The sequence below is a fragment of the Streptomyces sp. NPDC016562 genome (assembly GCF_043076955.1).
Lineage (GTDB): Bacteria > Actinomycetota > Actinomycetes > Streptomycetales > Streptomycetaceae > Streptomyces.
Window position 1 is genome coordinate 593,060 of record NZ_JBIBRZ010000001.1, and the last position, 16,880, is coordinate 609,939.

The 16,880-nt window shown below is 70.9% G+C and carries 11 protein-coding genes; 8 read left to right on the forward strand and 3 right to left on the reverse strand.

All coding sequences use genetic code 11. From position 1 onward, the window contains the following. Positions 1-149 precede the first annotated feature (149 nt). From ACF059_RS02720 to ACF059_RS02730, 3 genes are all read right to left on the reverse strand, one after another. Complete coding sequence (locus tag ACF059_RS02720) at positions 150-1,805, reverse strand: ABC transporter substrate-binding protein (RefSeq protein ID WP_392050429.1); 1,656 nt, start codon at positions 1,803-1,805, stop codon at positions 150-152. A 497-nt stretch (positions 1,806-2,302) separates the two neighbouring features. Further along, positions 2,303-4,207, reverse strand: a complete 1,905-nt coding sequence (typA, locus tag ACF059_RS02725; RefSeq protein WP_366866508.1) for a translational GTPase TypA — start codon at positions 4,205-4,207, stop codon at positions 2,303-2,305. Between the two features lie 384 nt (positions 4,208-4,591). Then, on the reverse strand, positions 4,592-7,057 hold the full coding sequence (locus ACF059_RS02730; protein ID WP_392050432.1) for an ABC transporter substrate-binding protein: 2,466 nt from the start codon (positions 7,055-7,057) through the stop codon (positions 4,592-4,594). A gap of 347 nt (positions 7,058-7,404) precedes the next feature. On the opposite strand from ACF059_RS02730, the gene ACF059_RS02735 reads away from it, so the two are divergent. The 8 genes from ACF059_RS02735 (at position 7,405) to ACF059_RS02770 (ending at position 16,807) form a co-directional block, all read left to right on the forward strand. Further along, positions 7,405-7,635 carry a hypothetical protein gene (locus tag ACF059_RS02735; RefSeq protein ID WP_366866510.1) on the forward strand — a complete coding sequence of 77 codons (231 nt, stop codon included), beginning with the start codon at positions 7,405-7,407 and terminating at the stop codon, positions 7,633-7,635. A 134-nt stretch (positions 7,636-7,769) separates the two neighbouring features. Continuing rightward, on the forward strand, positions 7,770-8,597 hold the full coding sequence (locus ACF059_RS02740) for a hypothetical protein (RefSeq protein WP_361944750.1): 828 nt from the start codon (positions 7,770-7,772) through the stop codon (positions 8,595-8,597). Continuing rightward, a complete protein-coding gene (locus ACF059_RS02745; RefSeq protein ID WP_392050437.1) occupies positions 8,598-10,526 on the forward strand; it encodes a fumarate reductase/succinate dehydrogenase flavoprotein subunit in 1,929 nt (642 codons plus the stop codon). After that, positions 10,523-11,299 carry a succinate dehydrogenase/fumarate reductase iron-sulfur subunit gene (locus ACF059_RS02750; RefSeq protein WP_361944744.1) on the forward strand — a complete coding sequence of 259 codons (777 nt, stop codon included), beginning with the start codon at positions 10,523-10,525 and terminating at the stop codon, positions 11,297-11,299. Before ACF059_RS02745 ends, ACF059_RS02750 begins: the two co-directional genes overlap by 4 nt. Before the next feature lie 163 nt (positions 11,300-11,462). Further along, on the forward strand, positions 11,463-13,520 hold the full coding sequence (locus ACF059_RS02755) for a TPM domain-containing protein (RefSeq protein WP_392053002.1): 2,058 nt from the start codon (positions 11,463-11,465) through the stop codon (positions 13,518-13,520). Between the two features lie 67 nt (positions 13,521-13,587). Next, the gene (locus ACF059_RS02760; RefSeq protein WP_392050441.1) at positions 13,588-14,307 is read left to right on the forward strand and encodes a PspA/IM30 family protein; all 720 of its coding nucleotides are present in this window, start codon (positions 13,588-13,590) and stop codon (positions 14,305-14,307) included. A 158-nt stretch (positions 14,308-14,465) separates the two neighbouring features. Next, positions 14,466-14,918: a hypothetical protein gene (locus ACF059_RS02765; RefSeq protein WP_392050444.1), complete on the forward strand. Its 453-nt coding sequence runs from the start codon at positions 14,466-14,468 to the stop codon at positions 14,916-14,918. An 8-nt stretch (positions 14,919-14,926) separates the two neighbouring features. Further along, complete coding sequence (locus tag ACF059_RS02770; protein ID WP_392050447.1) at positions 14,927-16,807, forward strand: alpha/beta hydrolase; 1,881 nt, start codon at positions 14,927-14,929, stop codon at positions 16,805-16,807. Positions 16,808-16,880 lie beyond the last annotated feature (73 nt).

Consider the following 16,880-nt stretch of genomic DNA (forward strand, 5'->3'; position numbering starts at 1 on the left):
AAGGAACGGGCCGGCTCTCGGCGTGCGGGGGTTGCCCGCGGATGTGAGGGGTGCCGAAGTGAAAACGGCCTGCCGAGCGGGGCCGCGGCCCACCGGTCACCCGGGGGCCGCGGCACGTTCGCTCCTGACGGATATACCGTCCGAACCGATTACTTCTTGAGCGAGATCTTCTCGAGGATCGGGTCCTCGTTGAAGTTGATGTCGTCCAGACCGTTGAACTTGTCGGTCGCCATCAGGCGGAACTGGGAACGGTTGAAGGTCGGGATGAGCGCCATGTCGTCCATGGCCATCTTCTCGGCCTGCTGGTACATCTTGATGCGAGCGGCCTCGTCCTTGGTGGCGCGGGCCGTGTCGATCAGCTTGTCGAACTCCGGGTTGTTGTAACGGACGCGGTTGTCACCGGTCACGTTGCCCTCAGCGTCCTTCGCCATGGAAGACGAGTGCAGGAGCGGGAAGAGGAAGTTCTCCGGGGTCGGGTAGTCGGCGCCCCACGCGAAGCGGTAGACACCGGTGGCCTGGGAACCCTGCTGCTCCTTGAGCATGCCCGGGAAGTCCTTGCCGTCCAGCTTGACCTTGACGCCGAGGACGTCCTCGATCTGCTTCGCGAAGGCCTGGACCCACTCTTCGTGGCCCGCACCGGTGTTGAAGCTGAACTTGAGCTCGCTGCCGGGCTTCAGGCCCGCCTTCTCGGCGTGCTCCTTGGCCTTGGCGGGGTCCTGCTTGATGCAGGAGACGCAGAGGTCCTTCTGGTACGCCTTCGGGAACGCCGGCGGCACGATGGTCGTCGACGGGGTCTGGAAGCCCTGGAAGACACCCTTGGCGACGGCCTGACGGTCGATCGCGTAGGAGATCGCCAGACGGGCGTCCTTGGAGGCGGTCGGACCGTTGTCACCGATCGGCAGGATGAAGTTCATGCCGTTGGTGTCCTTGGCGAACCACTTGTTCTGCGCCTTGAACTTGGCCTCGGCGGTCTTCAGCATCGGCACGGGGATGTGCGCGTAGTCGAAGGTGCCGGCCTGGAAGCCGTCGTACTCGAGCTGGTGCGCGGTCTTGTCGTTGAGCAGCGTGACCTGGACCTTCTCGAGGGAGGCCTTCTGCAGACCGTAACCGTCGTTGCGGACCAGGTTGATCGCCTTGTTGTGCTCCCACGTGCCGTCCATCTTGAACGGACCGTTACCGATGGGGGCCTCGCCGAAGGCCTTGTCCTCTTCGCCGACCTTGGCCGTCGAGGGAACCGGGCTGTAGGCGTTGTGCGCCGTCTTCAGGACGAACTCGCAGTCCGCCTTGGACAGGTCCACCTTGAGGGTGTTCGCGTCCGGGGTGGTGACACCGCTGAAGGTCTTGGCGGAGCCGTCCTGCAGCTGCTCGTAGCCCTTGATGCCCGCGAAGTGGTACGCCACGTCGGAGGCGGCGGCCTTGTGCGCGGCACGGGCCCAGCCACGGGCGAACGACTCGGCGTTGACGACCTCGCCGTTGGAGAACTTGGTGTCCGGCTTGATCTTGAAGGTCCAGGACGTGCAACCCTCGTCGGACGTCGCCGACTCGGCGAGCGCCGGCTCGGCCAGGCCGTCCGGCGTGTTTCCGTACAGGCCGGTGAACAGGGCGTTGGCCAGCAGGATGCCCGTGGACTCGTGGGCACGCCCCGGGTCGATGGTGTCCGGCTCGGTGCTGCCCATCCGGAACGTGCCGCCGGCGGCGGCACTGCCCTTGTCCTTGCTGTCACCGTCACTGCCGCCACAGGCAGTAGCGGCCAGGGCGACGACAACCGCGCCCACGACCCACTTGGCGCTCTTGGCACCGCGCATGGGTTTCCTCCTCATGAGTCCACTGATCGACTTGAGGGGCAGAGAAACCTCGTCGACACCCCTGACGACGAGCGGATTCCTGCCCATAGTGTGCTCGTGAGTCGGCGCGCTCCCCACAGCGCGTGACCCATTGACCCGAGCTCAATGGAGCCATCCTCGGGGACGGTCAGGCCGTAAACCACACTTAAGTGGTCTCGTTTTCACAACATCGATCCCCGTCAGAAACCCGAAATCCGGACAAACGGATAGGAGACAGACACGTGCGAAACGGACGGTTAGCTCATCTTCCGGAGTGTCACGGTCGGTATGCGGACACTAGAACGCAAAAATCCGCTTGACAAAAGCGAACAGCCCCTCCCTTCACGGACGTCGTGAGGGGCGGGGCTGCTGTGTTTTGCGGGTGATTCGACCACTACGGCCACCGCCCGAGCAAAGCCGGGGGTGGCCGTGGTGGGTCCTACGTGCCTACGACGCCTGGAACGCGCGTGCGCCTGGGGCTACTTGGCGGACTTGGCGCGCGACGCGGTGCGCGAGCGCTCCTTCTGGTCCAGGACGACCTTGCGGATGCGGACGGCCTCCGGGGTCACCTCGACGCACTCGTCGTCGCGGCAGAACTCCAGGGACTGCTCCAGGGAGAGCTTGCGGGGCGGCACCACGTTCTCGGTGTTGTCCGCGGAAGCCGCACGCATGTTGGTGAGCTTCTTCTCCTTGGTGATGTTCACGTCCATGTCGTCGGAGCGCGAGTTCTCGCCGACGATCATGCCCTCGTACACCTCGGTGCCGGGGTCGGTGAACAGGACGCCGCGCTCCTGCAGGTTGATCATCGCGAACGGCGTGACCGAGCCCGCGCGGTCCGCGACCAGCGAACCGTTGTTACGGGTCACCAGCGGGCCGAACCACGGCTCGTAGCCCTCGTGGATGGAGTGCGCGATACCGGTACCGCGCGTACCCGTCAGGAACTCCGTGCGGAAGCCGATCAGACCGCGCGACGGGACTACGAACTCCATGCGGACCCAGCCGGAGCCGTGGTTCGACATGTTGTCCATGCGGCCCTTGCGGACGCCCATGAGCTGCGTGACCGCGCCCATGTGCTCCTCGGGGACGTCGATCGTCATGCGCTCGACGGGCTCGTGCACCTTGCCGTCGATCTCCTGCGTGACGACCTGCGGCTTGCCGATGGTGAGCTCGAAGCCCTCGCGGCGCATCTGCTCGACCAGGATGGCGAGCGCGAGCTCACCGCGGCCCTGGACCTCCCAGGCGTCGGGACGCTCGGTGTCGAGGACGCGCAGCGAGACGTTACCGACCAGCTCGCGGTCGAGGCGGTCCTTGACCTGGCGGGCGGTGACCTTGCGGTCCTTGACCGCGGACTTGGCGTCCGCGCCCTTGCCCGTGCCACCGCGGCCGACCAGCGGCGAGGTGTTCGTGCCGATGGTCATGGAGATCGCCGGCTCGTCCACCGAGATCAGCGGCAGGGCGATCGGGTTCTCCGGGTCGGCCAGGGTCTCGCCGATCATGATGTCGGGGAAACCGGCGACCGCGCAGATGTCACCCGGGCCCGCCACCTCGGCCGGCTTGCGGGTGAGCGCCTCGGTCATCATCAGCTCGGTGATGCGGACGTTCGAGATGGTGCCGTCACGCTTGATCCACGCGACGGTCTGACCCTTGCGCAGCTCGCCCTGCTCGACGCGGACGAGCGCGATGCGGCCGAGGAAGTTGTCGGCGTCCAGGTTGGTGACGTGGGCCTGGAGCGGGGCCTCCTCGTCGTACACCGGGGCGGGGACGTGCTCCAGGATGGTGGAGAAGAACGGCTCCAGGTTGTCGCTGTCCGCGGGGACGGTGCCGTCCTCGGGCTTGGTCAGCGAGGCGACGCCGTCACGGCCGCAGGCGTAGACGATCGGGAACTCGATCTGGTCCTCGTCCGCGTCCAGGTCGAGGAAGAGGTCGTACGTCTCGTTGACGACCTCGTCGATCCGGGAGTCCGGACGGTCGGTCTTGTTGATGCAGAGGATGACCGGCATCTTCGCCTGCAGGGCCTTGCGCAGGACGAAGCGGGTCTGGGGCAGCGGACCCTCGGAGGCGTCCACCAGCAGGACGACGGCGTCCACCATCGACAGACCGCGCTCGACCTCACCACCGAAGTCGGCGTGGCCGGGGGTGTCGATGATGTTGATCGTGATCGGGGCCCCGCCGTCCTTGGGGTGATACTTCACCGCCGTGTTCTTGGCGAGGATCGTGATGCCCTTCTCACGCTCCAGGTCGTTCGAGTCCATCATGCGGTCGTCGAGGTGCTGGTGGGCGGCGAAGGCACCGGCCTGCTTGAGCATGGCATCGACGATGGTCGTCTTGCCATGGTCGACGTGGGCGACGATGGCGACGTTACGGATGTCGTGGCGCGTGGGCACTTCGGCGCTTCTCCCGGGATCGTGGATGGCGTCGCGTACGGTCCGGCACGCGCGCCTCGACCGGGCGAAAACCTGCCACGGCCTTACCCCATGGTACGTCGCGCAGCGGGAACTGCATGCCGGGGGGTCTGTCAAGAGGCCGGACGACTGAGCGCGGCCGGGTGGTGCGTGGGGTGCCCCGACCGCCGTTCCTGCCTGTAATCATGCGGGTCAACGGGTATCCACGACCTTGCCCGCCGGGGATTCGGCGGGCAAGGGACTTGAGTCACATCTGAGGTTGATACCCGCCGGTCACGGCGACAGTCACCCCTTTGTCACCACATCTTCTCCCCCTGGCTTCCTCGGGCCTCCCGGGGTTTCCCCGGGGGACCCGGTCCTCCCCGCCTACTTCCTGTTCTTGTCCCGGGCGGCCTGCGGCTTCTTCCAGCCGATGTCCTGGTAGCGGGGGGCGCCGAGGCCGAAGGCGCCGGCGTTGACCAGGCTCGGCTTGACGGCCACCAGCTCCGGGCGCTGGTAGAGGGGGATGGAGCCGGCCGCGGCCCAGATCCGGGCGTCGGCCTTGCGCATCAGCTCGCGGGACTGCTCCTCGTTCAGCTCGCCCAGGGCCTGGTCGAAGAGCTGGTCGATGTGGTCGGTGCCGACCCGGGTGTAGTTCTGTTCGACGAGGAGCGAGCCGTCCGCCGCCGGCTCCGGCTTGGCGAAGATGGGCCGGGCGTCGGTGGCGGGATAGGCCGTGGCGGGCCAGGAGTACAGGGCCAGGTCGTACTGGCCCGAGGCGACGTGGTCCTTGAAGAAGCTGTCGTCGGCCACCTTGGTGATCTCGGTGTTCACGCCGACCTTGCGGAGCATCTGGGCGATCCGGTCGCCGACCGTGCGCAGGGCCTCCGAGCCGGGGCCGGACGGGAGGACGAAGCGCAGGGTGAGCGCCTTGCCGTCCTTGGCGAGCATGGAGCCCGAGGTGCGGGTGGCCTGCTTGGCCGGGGCCGGGGTGGCCTTGGCGGGCTCGCCGGCGTCACCGTCGAGGACCGGGCCGCGCTTGTGGTCGTCGCCGGCGGCCAGCCGGCCGGCCTGGGCCAGCAGGGCGGCCTCCTGCTGGGCCGCGAAGGGGGCGGGGGCCAGGACCGGGGAGGCGCCGTCCTGCGGACCGCCCCGGGCGAAGGCGTCGGCGTCGACGATCTCCCCGTCCGGGCCGTACACCGGCGCCCCGGCGAGGGCTCCGTCGCCGCTGTGCCCCTCGGGGCCCTCGGGGCGGCTGCCGTGCGTGCCGCCGTGGTCGCTGCGGGCGCCGGGCTTGCCCGCCGGGCGGACCTTCGGCAGCTGCCCGGTCGCGGACCGCAGGTCGCCGTTGGCCCCGTCCTCCTGGCCCACGATGTAGAGGCCGTCGTTCCCGGTGCCCGGGCCCGACGGGGTCTTCCCGTCGTCCTGCTTCGCTTCCCCGGAGCCCTCCGCGCCGCTCTGCGGACCGGCCTTGGCGCCCGCCGGCTCGGTGAGCTTGCCGCCCCGGCGCCAGCCCGCGTCCGCGAGCAGGGCCTGGGCCGCCTGGGTGTCCTGGCCGCCGAGGGCGCCGCTGTTGTCGGCGTACGCCCGCTGCCCGGCCAGGGCGAGGTGGCTGCCGACGGGCTTCGCGGGCAGGCCGAGCGGCTTCAGTACGAGCTCGGCCAGCTCCTTGCGGTCCAGGGCCCGGGCGACCGCCCGGCGCACCCGCTCGTCGGACAGGGGGCCGGACGCGCCGTTCATGGCGAGCTGCGTGTAGGCCGGCTCCAGGGACTTGCGCACCGTGAAGCCGCGCAGGGCCGCCTGCTCGTCGGCGTACCGTTTCACCGCCTCCAGGTGCTTGTGACGGCTCTCCTGCTCGGCCGTGGCCTTGCCCTCGTCCGTGCCGAAGGCGATCGCCCACGACAGGGTGGCCTGCGCCGGGGTCAGCGCGGCCGCCGGACCGTGGGCGGGGGCCCCGCCCGCACCCTTGCCGCCCTGGCCGGAGGCGTCGCGGCGGGCCAGGGCGATCCGGTCGGCGCCCGCCCGGTCGATCTCCGCCATGTCGAGCTTCCCGGCGGCCAGCGCGGCCGGGCGCTCGGCCCGGGGCACCGCCGTCAGGACCAGCGTGTCCAGCTTGGCGGGCCGGCCCCACCAGCGCGGATTGCGGGTCAGGGCCGCGGTGCCGGTCTTCTTGTCGATCGCCCCGAGCGCGAAGGGGCCGGCGGTGACCTTCAGCGCGCCGCGGGCGCCCTCGTTGAAGGCCTCCGGGGTGCCCATCACCTGCTTGGGGTAGAGCGGGGTGAACAGGGAGCGCCAGTCGGAGTACGGCTTGGCGAAGGTGACCTTGACCTCCAGGTCGCTCTTGCCCCTCTCGATCTTCTCGATCCGGTCGTAGCCGGCGTTGCGCGCCGTCCAGAACGCCGAGTCCTTGCCGTTCAGCGCCCGCCACTGCGCCACGAAGTCGGCCGCGCCGACCTCGCGCCCGTCGCTCCAGACCGCCTGCTGGTTCAGCTTGTACAGGACGACCTGCTTGGGCTCCCGCTCGACGACCTCGGCCTTCTCCAGGTAGTCGGGATTGGCCACCGGCCGGCCCTTGGCGTCCAGTACGAACAGCTGGGGCAGCACGGCCCCGGCGATCCGGTTGGTCGTCGCGTCCGCGTCGGCCTGGAACGTGTTCAGGGTGTCGGGGAGGGTGTCCACCGCCCAGCGCAGCACTCCCCCGTCCGCGATCTGGTCGCGGGCGGTCGCGGCGATGTCCGGCCCCGCCGCGGCCGGTCCGCCCTCGTCGTCACCCGCGCCGCAGCCCGTGAGCAGTGGCAGTGCGAGGACTCCCGAGGTCAGGAGCGCCAAGGACCTGCGCCTTCTCTGGGACATGGGTCGTACCTCCGGGGCGGGGCGTGGGGGAAGCATGATCACGTTCGGCGGTATTTGGAGCTGATCACACCGGTTGCCGGAACCCACTGAAATCGACGGCCCGCCGCACGTTTCGCAGCCGCCTCTCGCCACGCCGCGAACCCCACCCGTGCGGACCAATCCCCTGTGCGTGGCCGAGGGGCGGTCCCCCGGGAGAGGGATGAGAATGGGGGCAGGGAGGGGCGCACGGTTCACGCCTGCGCGCCCGCAATCGCTGCACGTCCCTTCACAAGGGGGGACGGGAGGCGCGACACTCGCAGGCGCACATGAGCGTTGCCACCGCAGTCCGGCGGAAGTGAGGGCAAATCATGTCCCTGCAAGACGATCTGAGTGCCGTACGGCGCAACCTGGACGAGTTGACGCGCAAGGTCGAGCAGCTGGAGCAGCAGGCCAGGCGTCAGAAGCCGGGGAGCTCGACGACGGCGTCCGCTCCGGACCCGTCCCGCATGGTGACGGTGCCGGACACCCCGTACGACAGCTCGCTGTGGAAGGACGCCGACGACGAGGGCCTCGGTCTGCGCGACCGCCGCGCACCCTGACGGCGCACGTCCTCTCCGGTCCCTTCCTCTCGGGTCCCTTCCTCTCGGGTCCCCCGACCCACACCCCATCTGGCCCGGCCGCCCCGCGGCCGGGCCTCCTGGGCCACCCCTCATCACTCCTCCCGGAGTCCCCTTTGGCCACAGGCACGGAACGACCCCAGCAGCGGCCCGGCGGCGGCGTCCACGACGCCTCCCGGGCCGCCATCGCGGCCAGGCACCTGCGGACCGACCGGTGGTGGCTGGCCCCGGCCGCGACCGCCGCCGGGCTGCTCGCCTTCATCGTCTACTCGACCTGGCGGGCGTTCGCGAACGCCGACTACTACGCGGCCCCCTACGTCTCGCCCTTCTACTCCCCGTGCCTCGCGGAGAACTGCCAGGAGATGCGCGACGGCCCGAACTGGGACCTCTTCGGCAGCTGGTGGGGCCTGTCCCCCGCCCTGCTGATCCTGGTCTTCCCGCTCGGCTTCCGCCTGACCTGCTACTACTACCGCAAGGCCTACTACCGGGGCTTCTGGGCCTCGCCGCCCGCCTGCGCCGTCGCCGAACCGCACGCGAAGTACACCGGCGAGACCCGCTTCCCGCTGATCTTCCAGAACATGCACCGGTACTTCTTCTACGCGGCGCTCCCGGTCGCCGGGATCCTCACCTACGACACGGTGCTGACCTTCCGCGACGAGCACTACGCGTGGGGCCACATGGGCCTGGGGACCGTGCTGTTCCTCGTCAACATCGTGCTCATCTGGGCGTACACCCTGTCGTGCCACTCCTGCCGCCACATCGTGGGCGGCCGGCTCAAGCACTTCTCGAAGCACCCGGTGCGCTACCGGCTCTGGGGCTGGGTCAGCGCGCTCAACGCCCGCCACATGCTGCTGGCGTGGGCCTCCCTGATCAGCGTGGCCCTGTGCGACTTCTACGTGTACCTGGTGGCCAGCGGCACCTTCGACGACCCGAGGATCTTCTAAATGGCTCAAGTCGACCGGCAGCAGTGGGACGTGGTCGTGGTCGGCGCGGGCGGCGCCGGGCTGCGGGCCGCGATCGAGGCCCGCGAGCGGGGCGCCCGTACGGCCGTGATCTGCAAGTCCCTCTTCGGCAAGGCCCACACGGTGATGGCGGAGGGCGGGATCGCCGCCTCCATGGGCAACGTCAACGAGGGCGACAACTGGCAGGTGCACTTCCGCGACACCATGCGCGGGGGCAAGTTCCTCAACCAGTGGCGGATGGCGGAACTTCACGCCAAGGAGGCCCCCGACCGGGTGTGGGAGCTGGAGACCTGGGGCGCGCTCTTCGACCGGACGCCCGACGGGAAGATCTCCCAGCGCAACTTCGGCGGCCACGAGTACCCGCGGCTCGCGCACGTCGGCGACCGCACCGGCCTGGAGCTGATCCGCACCCTCCAGCAGAAGATCGTCCAGCTCCAGCAGGAGGACTTCAAGGAGTACGGGGACTACGAGGCCCGGCTCAAGGTCTTCCAGGAGTGCACGGTCACCCGCGTCCTCAAGGAGGGGCAGAGGGTCTCGGGGACCTTCTGCTACGAGCGCGAGTCCGGCCGTTTCTTCGTCCTGGAGGCCCCGGCGGTCGTCCTGGCCACGGGCGGGATCGGCAAGTCCTTCAAGACCACCTCGAACTCGTGGGAGTACACCGGCGACGGCCACGCCCTGGCCCTGCTCGCGGGCGCGCCCCTGCTGAACATGGAGTTCGTGCAGTTCCACCCGACGGGCATGGTCTGGCCGCCGTCGGTGAAGGGCATCCTCGTCACCGAGTCGGTGCGCGGCGACGGCGGGGTGCTGCGCAACTCCGAGGGCAAGCGGTTCATGTTCGACTACGTCCCCGACGTCTTCAAGGAGAAGTACGCCGAGTCGGAGGCGGAGGGCGACCGCTGGTACGAGGACCCGGACCACAACCGGCGCCCGCCCGAGCTGCTGCCGCGCGACGAGGTGGCGCGGGCCATCAACGCGGAGGTCAAGGCGGGCCGCGGCTCCCCGCACGGCGGTGTCTTCCTCGACGTGTCCACGCGCATGCCGGCCGAGAGGATCCGCCGCCGTCTGCCGTCCATGTACCACCAGTTCAAGGAGCTGGCGGACGTGGACATCACGGCGGAGCCGATGGAGGTGGGCCCGACCTGCCACTACGTGATGGGCGGGATCGCGGTCGACTCCGACACGGCGGCCACCGTCGGCGTCCCGGGGCTCTTCGCGGCCGGCGAGGTCGCGGGCGGGATGCACGGCTCGAACCGGCTGGGCGGCAACTCCCTGTCCGACCTGCTGGTCTTCGGGCGGCGGGCCGGGCTGCACGCCGCCGAGTACGCCTCCGCGTACGCCGCGCCGGACGCCTCCTCGGGGGCCGCCGGGCGCCCGGCCGTCTCGCAGGCGGAGATCGACGCGGCGGCCGCGGAGGCGCTGGCCCCCTTCCACGCCGCCGAGGGCGCGGAGAACCCGTACACCCTCCACCAGGAGCTCCAGACGGCCATGAACGACCTCGTCGGCATCATCCGCCGGGAGGGCGAGATGGCCGAGGCACTGGAGAAGCTCGCGACGCTGCGGCTGCGGGCCTCCCGGGCCGGGGTCGAGGGGCACCGGCAGTTCAACCCGGGCTGGCACCTCGCGCTGGACCTGCGCAACATGCTGCTGGTCAGCGAGTGCGTGGCCCGCGCGGCCCTGGAGCGCACCGAGAGCCGGGGCGGGCACACCCGCGAGGACTGCCCGGCGATGGAGCGGAGCTGGCGCCCGGTGAACCTGCTGTGCCGCCCCGTCGACCCGCCGCCCGCGGATCCCGCGGCCGACCGGATCGAGCTCACCCGGGTCCGTACCGATCCCATCCGCCCCGACCTGCTCGCGCTGTTCGAGAAGGAAGAGCTGGCCAAGTACCTCGCCGAAGAGGAGCTGTACGAATGAGCACGTACGACGCGAGCTTCCGGATCTGGCGGGGTGACGCGCAGGGCGGGGAACTGCGGGACTTCACGGTCGAGGTGCACGACGGGGAGGTGGTCCTGGACATCGTCCACCGGCTCCAGGCGACCCAGGCCTCGGACCTGGCGGTGCGCTGGAACTGCAAGGCGGGCAAGTGCGGCTCGTGCAGCGCGGAGGTCAACGGCCGCCCGCGGCTGATGTGCATGACGCGCATGTCCACCTTCGAGCGGTCCGAGACGATCACTGTCACCCCGCTGCGCGCGTTCCCTGTCGTGCGCGACCTGGTGACGGACGTGTCCTTCAACTACCGCAAGGCGCGGGAGGTCCCGGCCTTCGTGCCTCCGGCGGGGGTGGCCCCGGGCGCGTACCGGATGCAGCAGATCGACGTGGAGCGCTCGCAGGAGTTCCGCAAGTGCATCGAGTGCTTCCTGTGCCAGGACACCTGCCATGTGGTGCGGGACCACGAGGAGAACAAGGGCGCCTTCGCCGGTCCGCGCTTCCTGATGCGGGTGGCGGAGCTGGACATGCACCCCCTGGACGCGGCGGCGGAGGCGGGTCTGGACCGCAAGCGCGCCGCCCAGGAGGAGCACGGGCTGGGCTACTGCAACATCACCAAGTGCTGTACGGAGGTCTGCCCCGAGGGCATCAAGATCACCGACAACGCGCTGATCCCGCTGAAGGAGCGGGCGGTGGACCGCAAGTACGACCCGTTGGTGTGGCTGGGGAACAAGATCGGGCGGCGCTCGGATCCCAGGTAGCGGCATGAGGGGGAGGACTTCGGCGGCCGCCCTCCCGTGACTCCGGGTGCGAGAGGGCGGAACCACCCATAATGTCCCCCATGTGAGGGTGCCCAGAAGCAGCAACAGAAGTGGGCCGCGCCGCGCGGCGGCGGTGCGGGCCGGCCTCGTCCTCGCCGCCGCGCTGCTGGCCGTCGCCGGCTGGGGGCCGGCCGGGGCGGCGCCCGCGCGCGCCGACGATCCCGTGAGCCTGTCCCGGCAGGGGCAGATCACCGACCGGGTCGGGGCCCTGGGCGCCCGGGAGGCCGCCGTCGCCGCCGCGCTCGACCGGCTGTACGCCGAGCGCAGGATCCAGCTCTTCGTGGCGTACGTACGCGACTTCTCGGGGCGCTCGGCCCAGAGCTGGGCCGACGCCACCGCGGAGAAGAACGGCCTGGGCCAGGAGGACGTCCTGCTGGCCGTGGCAACCGGAGCCCGCCAGTACGCCTATTCGGCCGCCGTCGACTCCGGTTTCACCGAGCAGCAGCTGGCCGCCGTGGCGCGGACCGCCATCGAGCCGGCCCTGAAGCAGAACGACTGGGCGGGCGCCGCGATCGGGGCGGCGAACGGCTACGACGCCGTGCTCGGGGGCAGGCCCGTGCCCGCGCCGGCGATCACCCCCGGCCCGGCGGATCCCGGCGGCGGGGCGAGCGGCGAGAGCGGGGCCGGGGACTTCGTGCTCCCGGTGGTCGCCGTCGGCGCGGCCGGCGCGCTCGCGGCGTACGCGTACACCCGCGGCAGGCGCAGGAAGGCCGGCCCCGGCGGCGGGCGCGCGGCCACGACCGGGCCGGGCTGGCCGGAAGGGGCACCCGACCGGCTGCCGCTGCCGCAGCTGGACGCCGAGGCGAAGTCGCTGCTGGTGCAGACCGACGACGCGATCCGCACCAGCACCGAGGAACTCGGTTTCGCCACCGCCCAGTTCGGTGAGGAGGCGGTCGGGCCCTTCACTGCGGCCCTGGAACACGCCAAGGGGGAGCTCACCCAGGCCTTCCGGCTGCGCCAGCAGCTCGACGACGCCCATCCGGAGGACGACGCGGTCCGGCGCCGGATGCTGGACGAGATCGTGGCCCGCTGCACCGAGGCGAACCGGCGGCTCGACGCCGAGTCGGCGGACTTCGACCGGCTGCGCGACCTGGAGAAGAACGCCCCGCAGGCGCTCGCCGCCGTGCAGGAGCGCGTGCGCGACCTGACCGGGCGGACGACGACGGCCGGGGCGACGGTGACCGCGCTGGCCGGGCTGTACGCCGACTCCGCGTCCGCGCCGGTGGCCTCCCACCCCGAACGGGCCGAGGACCGGCTGCTGTTCGCGACGACCGAGCTGGGCGAGGCCCGGGCGGCCGTCGAGGGCGGCGACAACGGCAGGGCGGCCGTGCACGTCCGGGCCGCGGAGAGCGCGGTGGACCAGGCCACGACCCTGGTGGACGCGGTCGAGCGGCGGGCGCGGGAGCTGGCGGAGGCGGCCGGGGCGCTGCCGGGCGCGCTGAACGAGACGGAGTCCGACCTCGCCGACGCGCGGGGGCTGCTGACGGGCACCGCGAAGGGCACCTCCACGGCGGACCTGCGCGGGCGGATCGGCCGGGCCGAGGCCGTACTGGCCGACGTACAGCGGGAGACGGCGGCCGGGCGGTACGACCCGATCGACGCCCTGCGCCGCGTGGAGGAGGCCGACGCGGCCCTCGACCAGGCCCTGGCGGGGGTGCGGGAGCGGGAGTCGGGCCGGCAGCGGGCGGTGGCCCTGCTCGACCAGGCCATGCTCTCGGCGCGCAGCGCGATCGGCGCGGCGACGGACTACATCACCACCACGCGGGGCGCGATCGGCAGCGAGGCCCGCACCCGTCTGGCGGAGGCCGGCCGGCACCTGGAGCGGGCGGTGTCCCTGACGGCGGCGGACCCGGCGGACCCGGCGGGCGCGCTGGCGCAGGCGCAGCGGGCGGATGAGCTGGCCCGGCAGGCGCAGCGGCTGGCGGAGCAGGACGTACGGGCGTACCAGGACCCGTACGCGGGGAGGCGCGCCGGCGGCGGCCGGGGCGGCGCCGTGCTCGGCGGGATCATCCTCGGCCAGATCCTGCGGGGCGGCGGCCTCGGGGGCGGGGGCGGGGGCTTCGGGGGCGGGGGCGGCGGTTTCGGGGGCGGCGGCGGGGCCCCGGGCTCCTTCGGCGGCGGCGCGACCCGCGGCCGGATGGGCGGCGGCGGCCGCTTCTGACGGCGGGCGCGGCGCGACGCCCTCCCCCTCACCCCATCACCCTGACCCTCACTAGGAGAGACCGACCATGAGCAAGCAGACCGTCCTCGGCCGCGTCACCCAGCTCGCCAAGGCCAACATCAACGCGCTGCTGGACCAGGCGGAGGACCCGCAGAAGATGCTGGACCAGCTGATCCGGGACTACACGAACAACATCTCGGAGGCGGAACAGGCCGTGGCGACGACGATCGGCAACCTGCGGATGCTGGAGGCGGACCACACGCAGGACGTGGAGGCGGCCTCCGAGTGGGGCTCCAAGGCCCTCGCGGCGAGCCGCAAGGGCGACGAGCTGCGGGCGTCGGGGGCGAGCGCGGACGCCGACAAGTTCGACAACCTCGCGAAGGTGGCGCTGGGACGCCAGCTCCAGTCGGAGAAGGAGGCGAAGACGGCGGAGCCGACGATCGCCGCCCAGCGGGAGGTCGTCGACCGGCTGAAGGCGGGGCTGGACTCGATGAAGGACAAGCTGACCGAGCTCCAGGCCAAGCGCGACGAGCTGGTGGCCCGCGCGAGGACCGCGCAGGCGCAGAACACGATGCTGGACGCGGTGAAGAGCATCGACGTCATGGACCCGACGAGCGAACTGCACCGCTTCGAGGAGAAGGTGCGGCGCGAGGAGGCCCTGGCGATGGGCCGGCAGGAGCTGGCCGCCTCCTCGCTGGACGCGCAGTTCGAGTCCCTGGACGACCTGGGCAAGACGTCGGAGATCGAGGCCAGGCTCGCGGCGCTCAAGCAGGGGCGCGTCGCCTGACCGTCACCGGGGGGACCCGGGCGTGCTGTTCCCGACCGCTACGGGCCGTGGCCGGGTCCGGACCGGCAGAGCGGGGCAACACGGCCTGGTAGGGGCGGCGTTGTCGAGGCATTAAGATCACCCGATCATTGCATGTGCAGATTGTTACGGGGGCTCGGGTGAGCATGACGTCCTTCGACACGGAGTGGGCGGGACTCAAGCAAGGAACCGCGGCCGACGCGCAGATGCGGCTGGCGAGTGCCGCGCCCGACGGCGGTGGCGGGTCCGGTGGTGAGGACCTCAAGTCCGACATGGCGGTCTGGAAGAAGGGCAGCGAGGACGTCGGTGAGCTGGTGACGGCGATCAGGACGGCCCTCACCGGGTTCGAGACGGGCCAGAAGGGCGCTGCCGTCACCGGTGTCGAGAGCGCCACCGCACAGGGCGAGCTGTACCAGTCGTGGAAGACGTACCTCGACGGTCTGGTGGGCAAGTGCACGACGCTGCAGGGGCCGATGATCTCGGCGGGCAAGGGCCAGGTCTCCAACGACGAGACCCTGCGCGGTGACTTCGCCCGCCTGGACGACAGGTACAAGGACACGCCCGCCACCGGCGGCAACGACGGGGGCCGGTGAGGGTGGGCATGGACTACGCAACGTTGAAGGCGCTCAATCCGTCGGAGTTCACCGAAGCCGCCGACGGCTACCAGTCGGTCAGCGCCATGGCCGACCACGCCTACGGCAGCGCCGAGGGCCGGATCACCGCCCGGCTGCGGGCCGGGCTCAGTGGCGAGGCCGTCGAAGCCGCCCTGGGACAGCTGCGGGGCCTGGCGCAGAACTTCCACTACACGCAGGTCGAGTGCGGGCTCGCCGCGACCTCCCTCAACGCGCTCGCCGCCTCCTTCACCGAGGCGAAGCGGAAGCTGGACGCGGCCGTGAGTGACGCCGAAGCCCAGAAGTTCTCGGTCGGCGCCGACGGTTCGGTGAGTTTCCCGCCGGGCGGGACGGAGAAGGACGGCAAGCTGCCCGAGGGCGGCACGGTCAGCGGCAGTGCCAAGGGCAAGCCGTCGGGGAACGTCATCGACCCCACCAAGGACGCCAACGACCTCTCCGCCGCCCTGGAACGCCAGGCGGCGAACATCCACCCCAACCCGAACTTCGGCAAGGCGGTGGAGATAGCCAACCGGATCGCGCAGGCCGTCGCCGAGGCCACCGAGGCCGACACCCAGTGGGCCCCGCGCCTGCGCAAGCTCAAGGCGGACGACGACCTCAAGGTCTCCGAGTCCGACTGGGCCGACGTCCAGGGCGACTCCGCGGCGGTCAGCAGCGGCGCCAAGGACTACCTCTCCCACATCAAGCCCCCGCCGCCCAAGGGCAGCGACCCGCAGCTGAACGCCGAGTGGTGGAAGGGGCTGTCGGAGGAGGAGAGGGAGGCCTACATCACCCTTCAGCCGGCGAGCGTCGGAGCACTGAACGGGCTCCCGGCGGACGTCCGCGACAGCGCCAACCGTACGGTCCTCGCGGAGACGCACGGCGCCTACAAGACGGAGCTGAACGCGGTCCCGGGGGAACCATCGCCCAAGTACCACTACGTCCAGCGCGGGCGCGCCTGGATGCGCGAAGAGACCGACGAGTGGAGCGCCTGGAACGACAAGCACGGGGAGCGGAAGGCCCACCTGAAGGACCGCCTGGCGGGCATGGAGACGATCCAGAGCCGTTTCAACGCCACCGGCGAGCGGGGACTGCCCGAGGCGTACCTGCTCGGATTCGACGCCGAGGCGAACAGCGACGGACGCGTGATCCTGGCCAACGGGAACCCGGACACCGCGGACCACACGGCCATCTTCGTGCCGGGCACGAAAACGACCTTGGGCACCATCGAGGACGAGGCCGCGAAGAGCGACGCCCTGTGGCGCGAGAGCTCGGCGATGGCGCCTGGGCAGTCGGTGTCGACCATCACCTGGTTCGACTACGACGCCCCGAACACCATCCTCGGCGAGGCCCCCCACGACAAGTGGGCCGAGCAGGGGGCGCCGACCCTGCGGCAGTTCCTCGACGGCAACCAGGCGGCGCATCAAGCGGCCACCGGCGACACCGCGCACACGACGCTCATCGGCCACAGCTACGGATCCACGCTGATCGGCGACACGGCGAAGTACCGCAGTGAGTACGCCGACAGCTGGGCCGACCCCATGCCCGTCCAGGACGTGGTCGCGGTCGGCAGCCCCGGTATGCAGGCGGACCGCGCGGGGGACCTGGGCTTCCAGCCGAGGCACGTGTGGGCCATGGAAGGCGGGGGTGACGACAACGGGGTCACGCTTGGCGGCAGGCTCAGCGGTCTCGGGGACTGGGGGGTCATCCCCACGGACGAGCGTTTCGGGGCCAACAAGATGCACAGTGATTCCCCGGGCCACGGGAACTTCTGGGACGAAAAGGACGGCAAGCCGTCTGTCAGCCTCACGAACCAGGCGGCCGTGATAGCCGGCCGATATGACAGGGTCGAACTGGATAGGGAGGCGCCCTGATGGACCATAGAAGCAGGCGTAACGCAACGGCACTGGCGCTCCTGGGCGCCCTGACCCTCGCATCGGGATGCAC

Excerpts from the sequence above, each read along its gene's own strand:
- ACF059_RS02735 (WP_366866510.1), top strand. The coding sequence starts at position 7,405 with ATGTCCCTGCAAGACGATCTGAGTGCCGTACGGCGCAACCTGGACGAG.
- ACF059_RS02745 (WP_392050437.1), top strand. The coding sequence starts at position 8,598 with ATGGCTCAAGTCGACCGGCAGCAGTGGGACGTGGTCGTGGTCGGCGCG.
- ACF059_RS02760 (WP_392050441.1), top strand. The coding sequence starts at position 13,588 with ATGAGCAAGCAGACCGTCCTCGGCCGCGTCACCCAGCTCGCCAAGGCC.
- ACF059_RS02730 (WP_392050432.1), bottom strand. The coding sequence starts at position 7,057 with ATGTCCCAGAGAAGGCGCAGGTCCTTGGCGCTCCTGACCTCGGGAGTC.
- ACF059_RS02770 (WP_392050447.1), top strand. The coding sequence starts at position 14,927 with ATGGACTACGCAACGTTGAAGGCGCTCAATCCGTCGGAGTTCACCGAA.
- ACF059_RS02750 (WP_361944744.1), top strand. The coding sequence starts at position 10,523 with ATGAGCACGTACGACGCGAGCTTCCGGATCTGGCGGGGTGACGCGCAG.
- ACF059_RS02720 (WP_392050429.1), bottom strand. The coding sequence starts at position 1,805 with ATGCGCGGTGCCAAGAGCGCCAAGTGGGTCGTGGGCGCGGTTGTCGTC.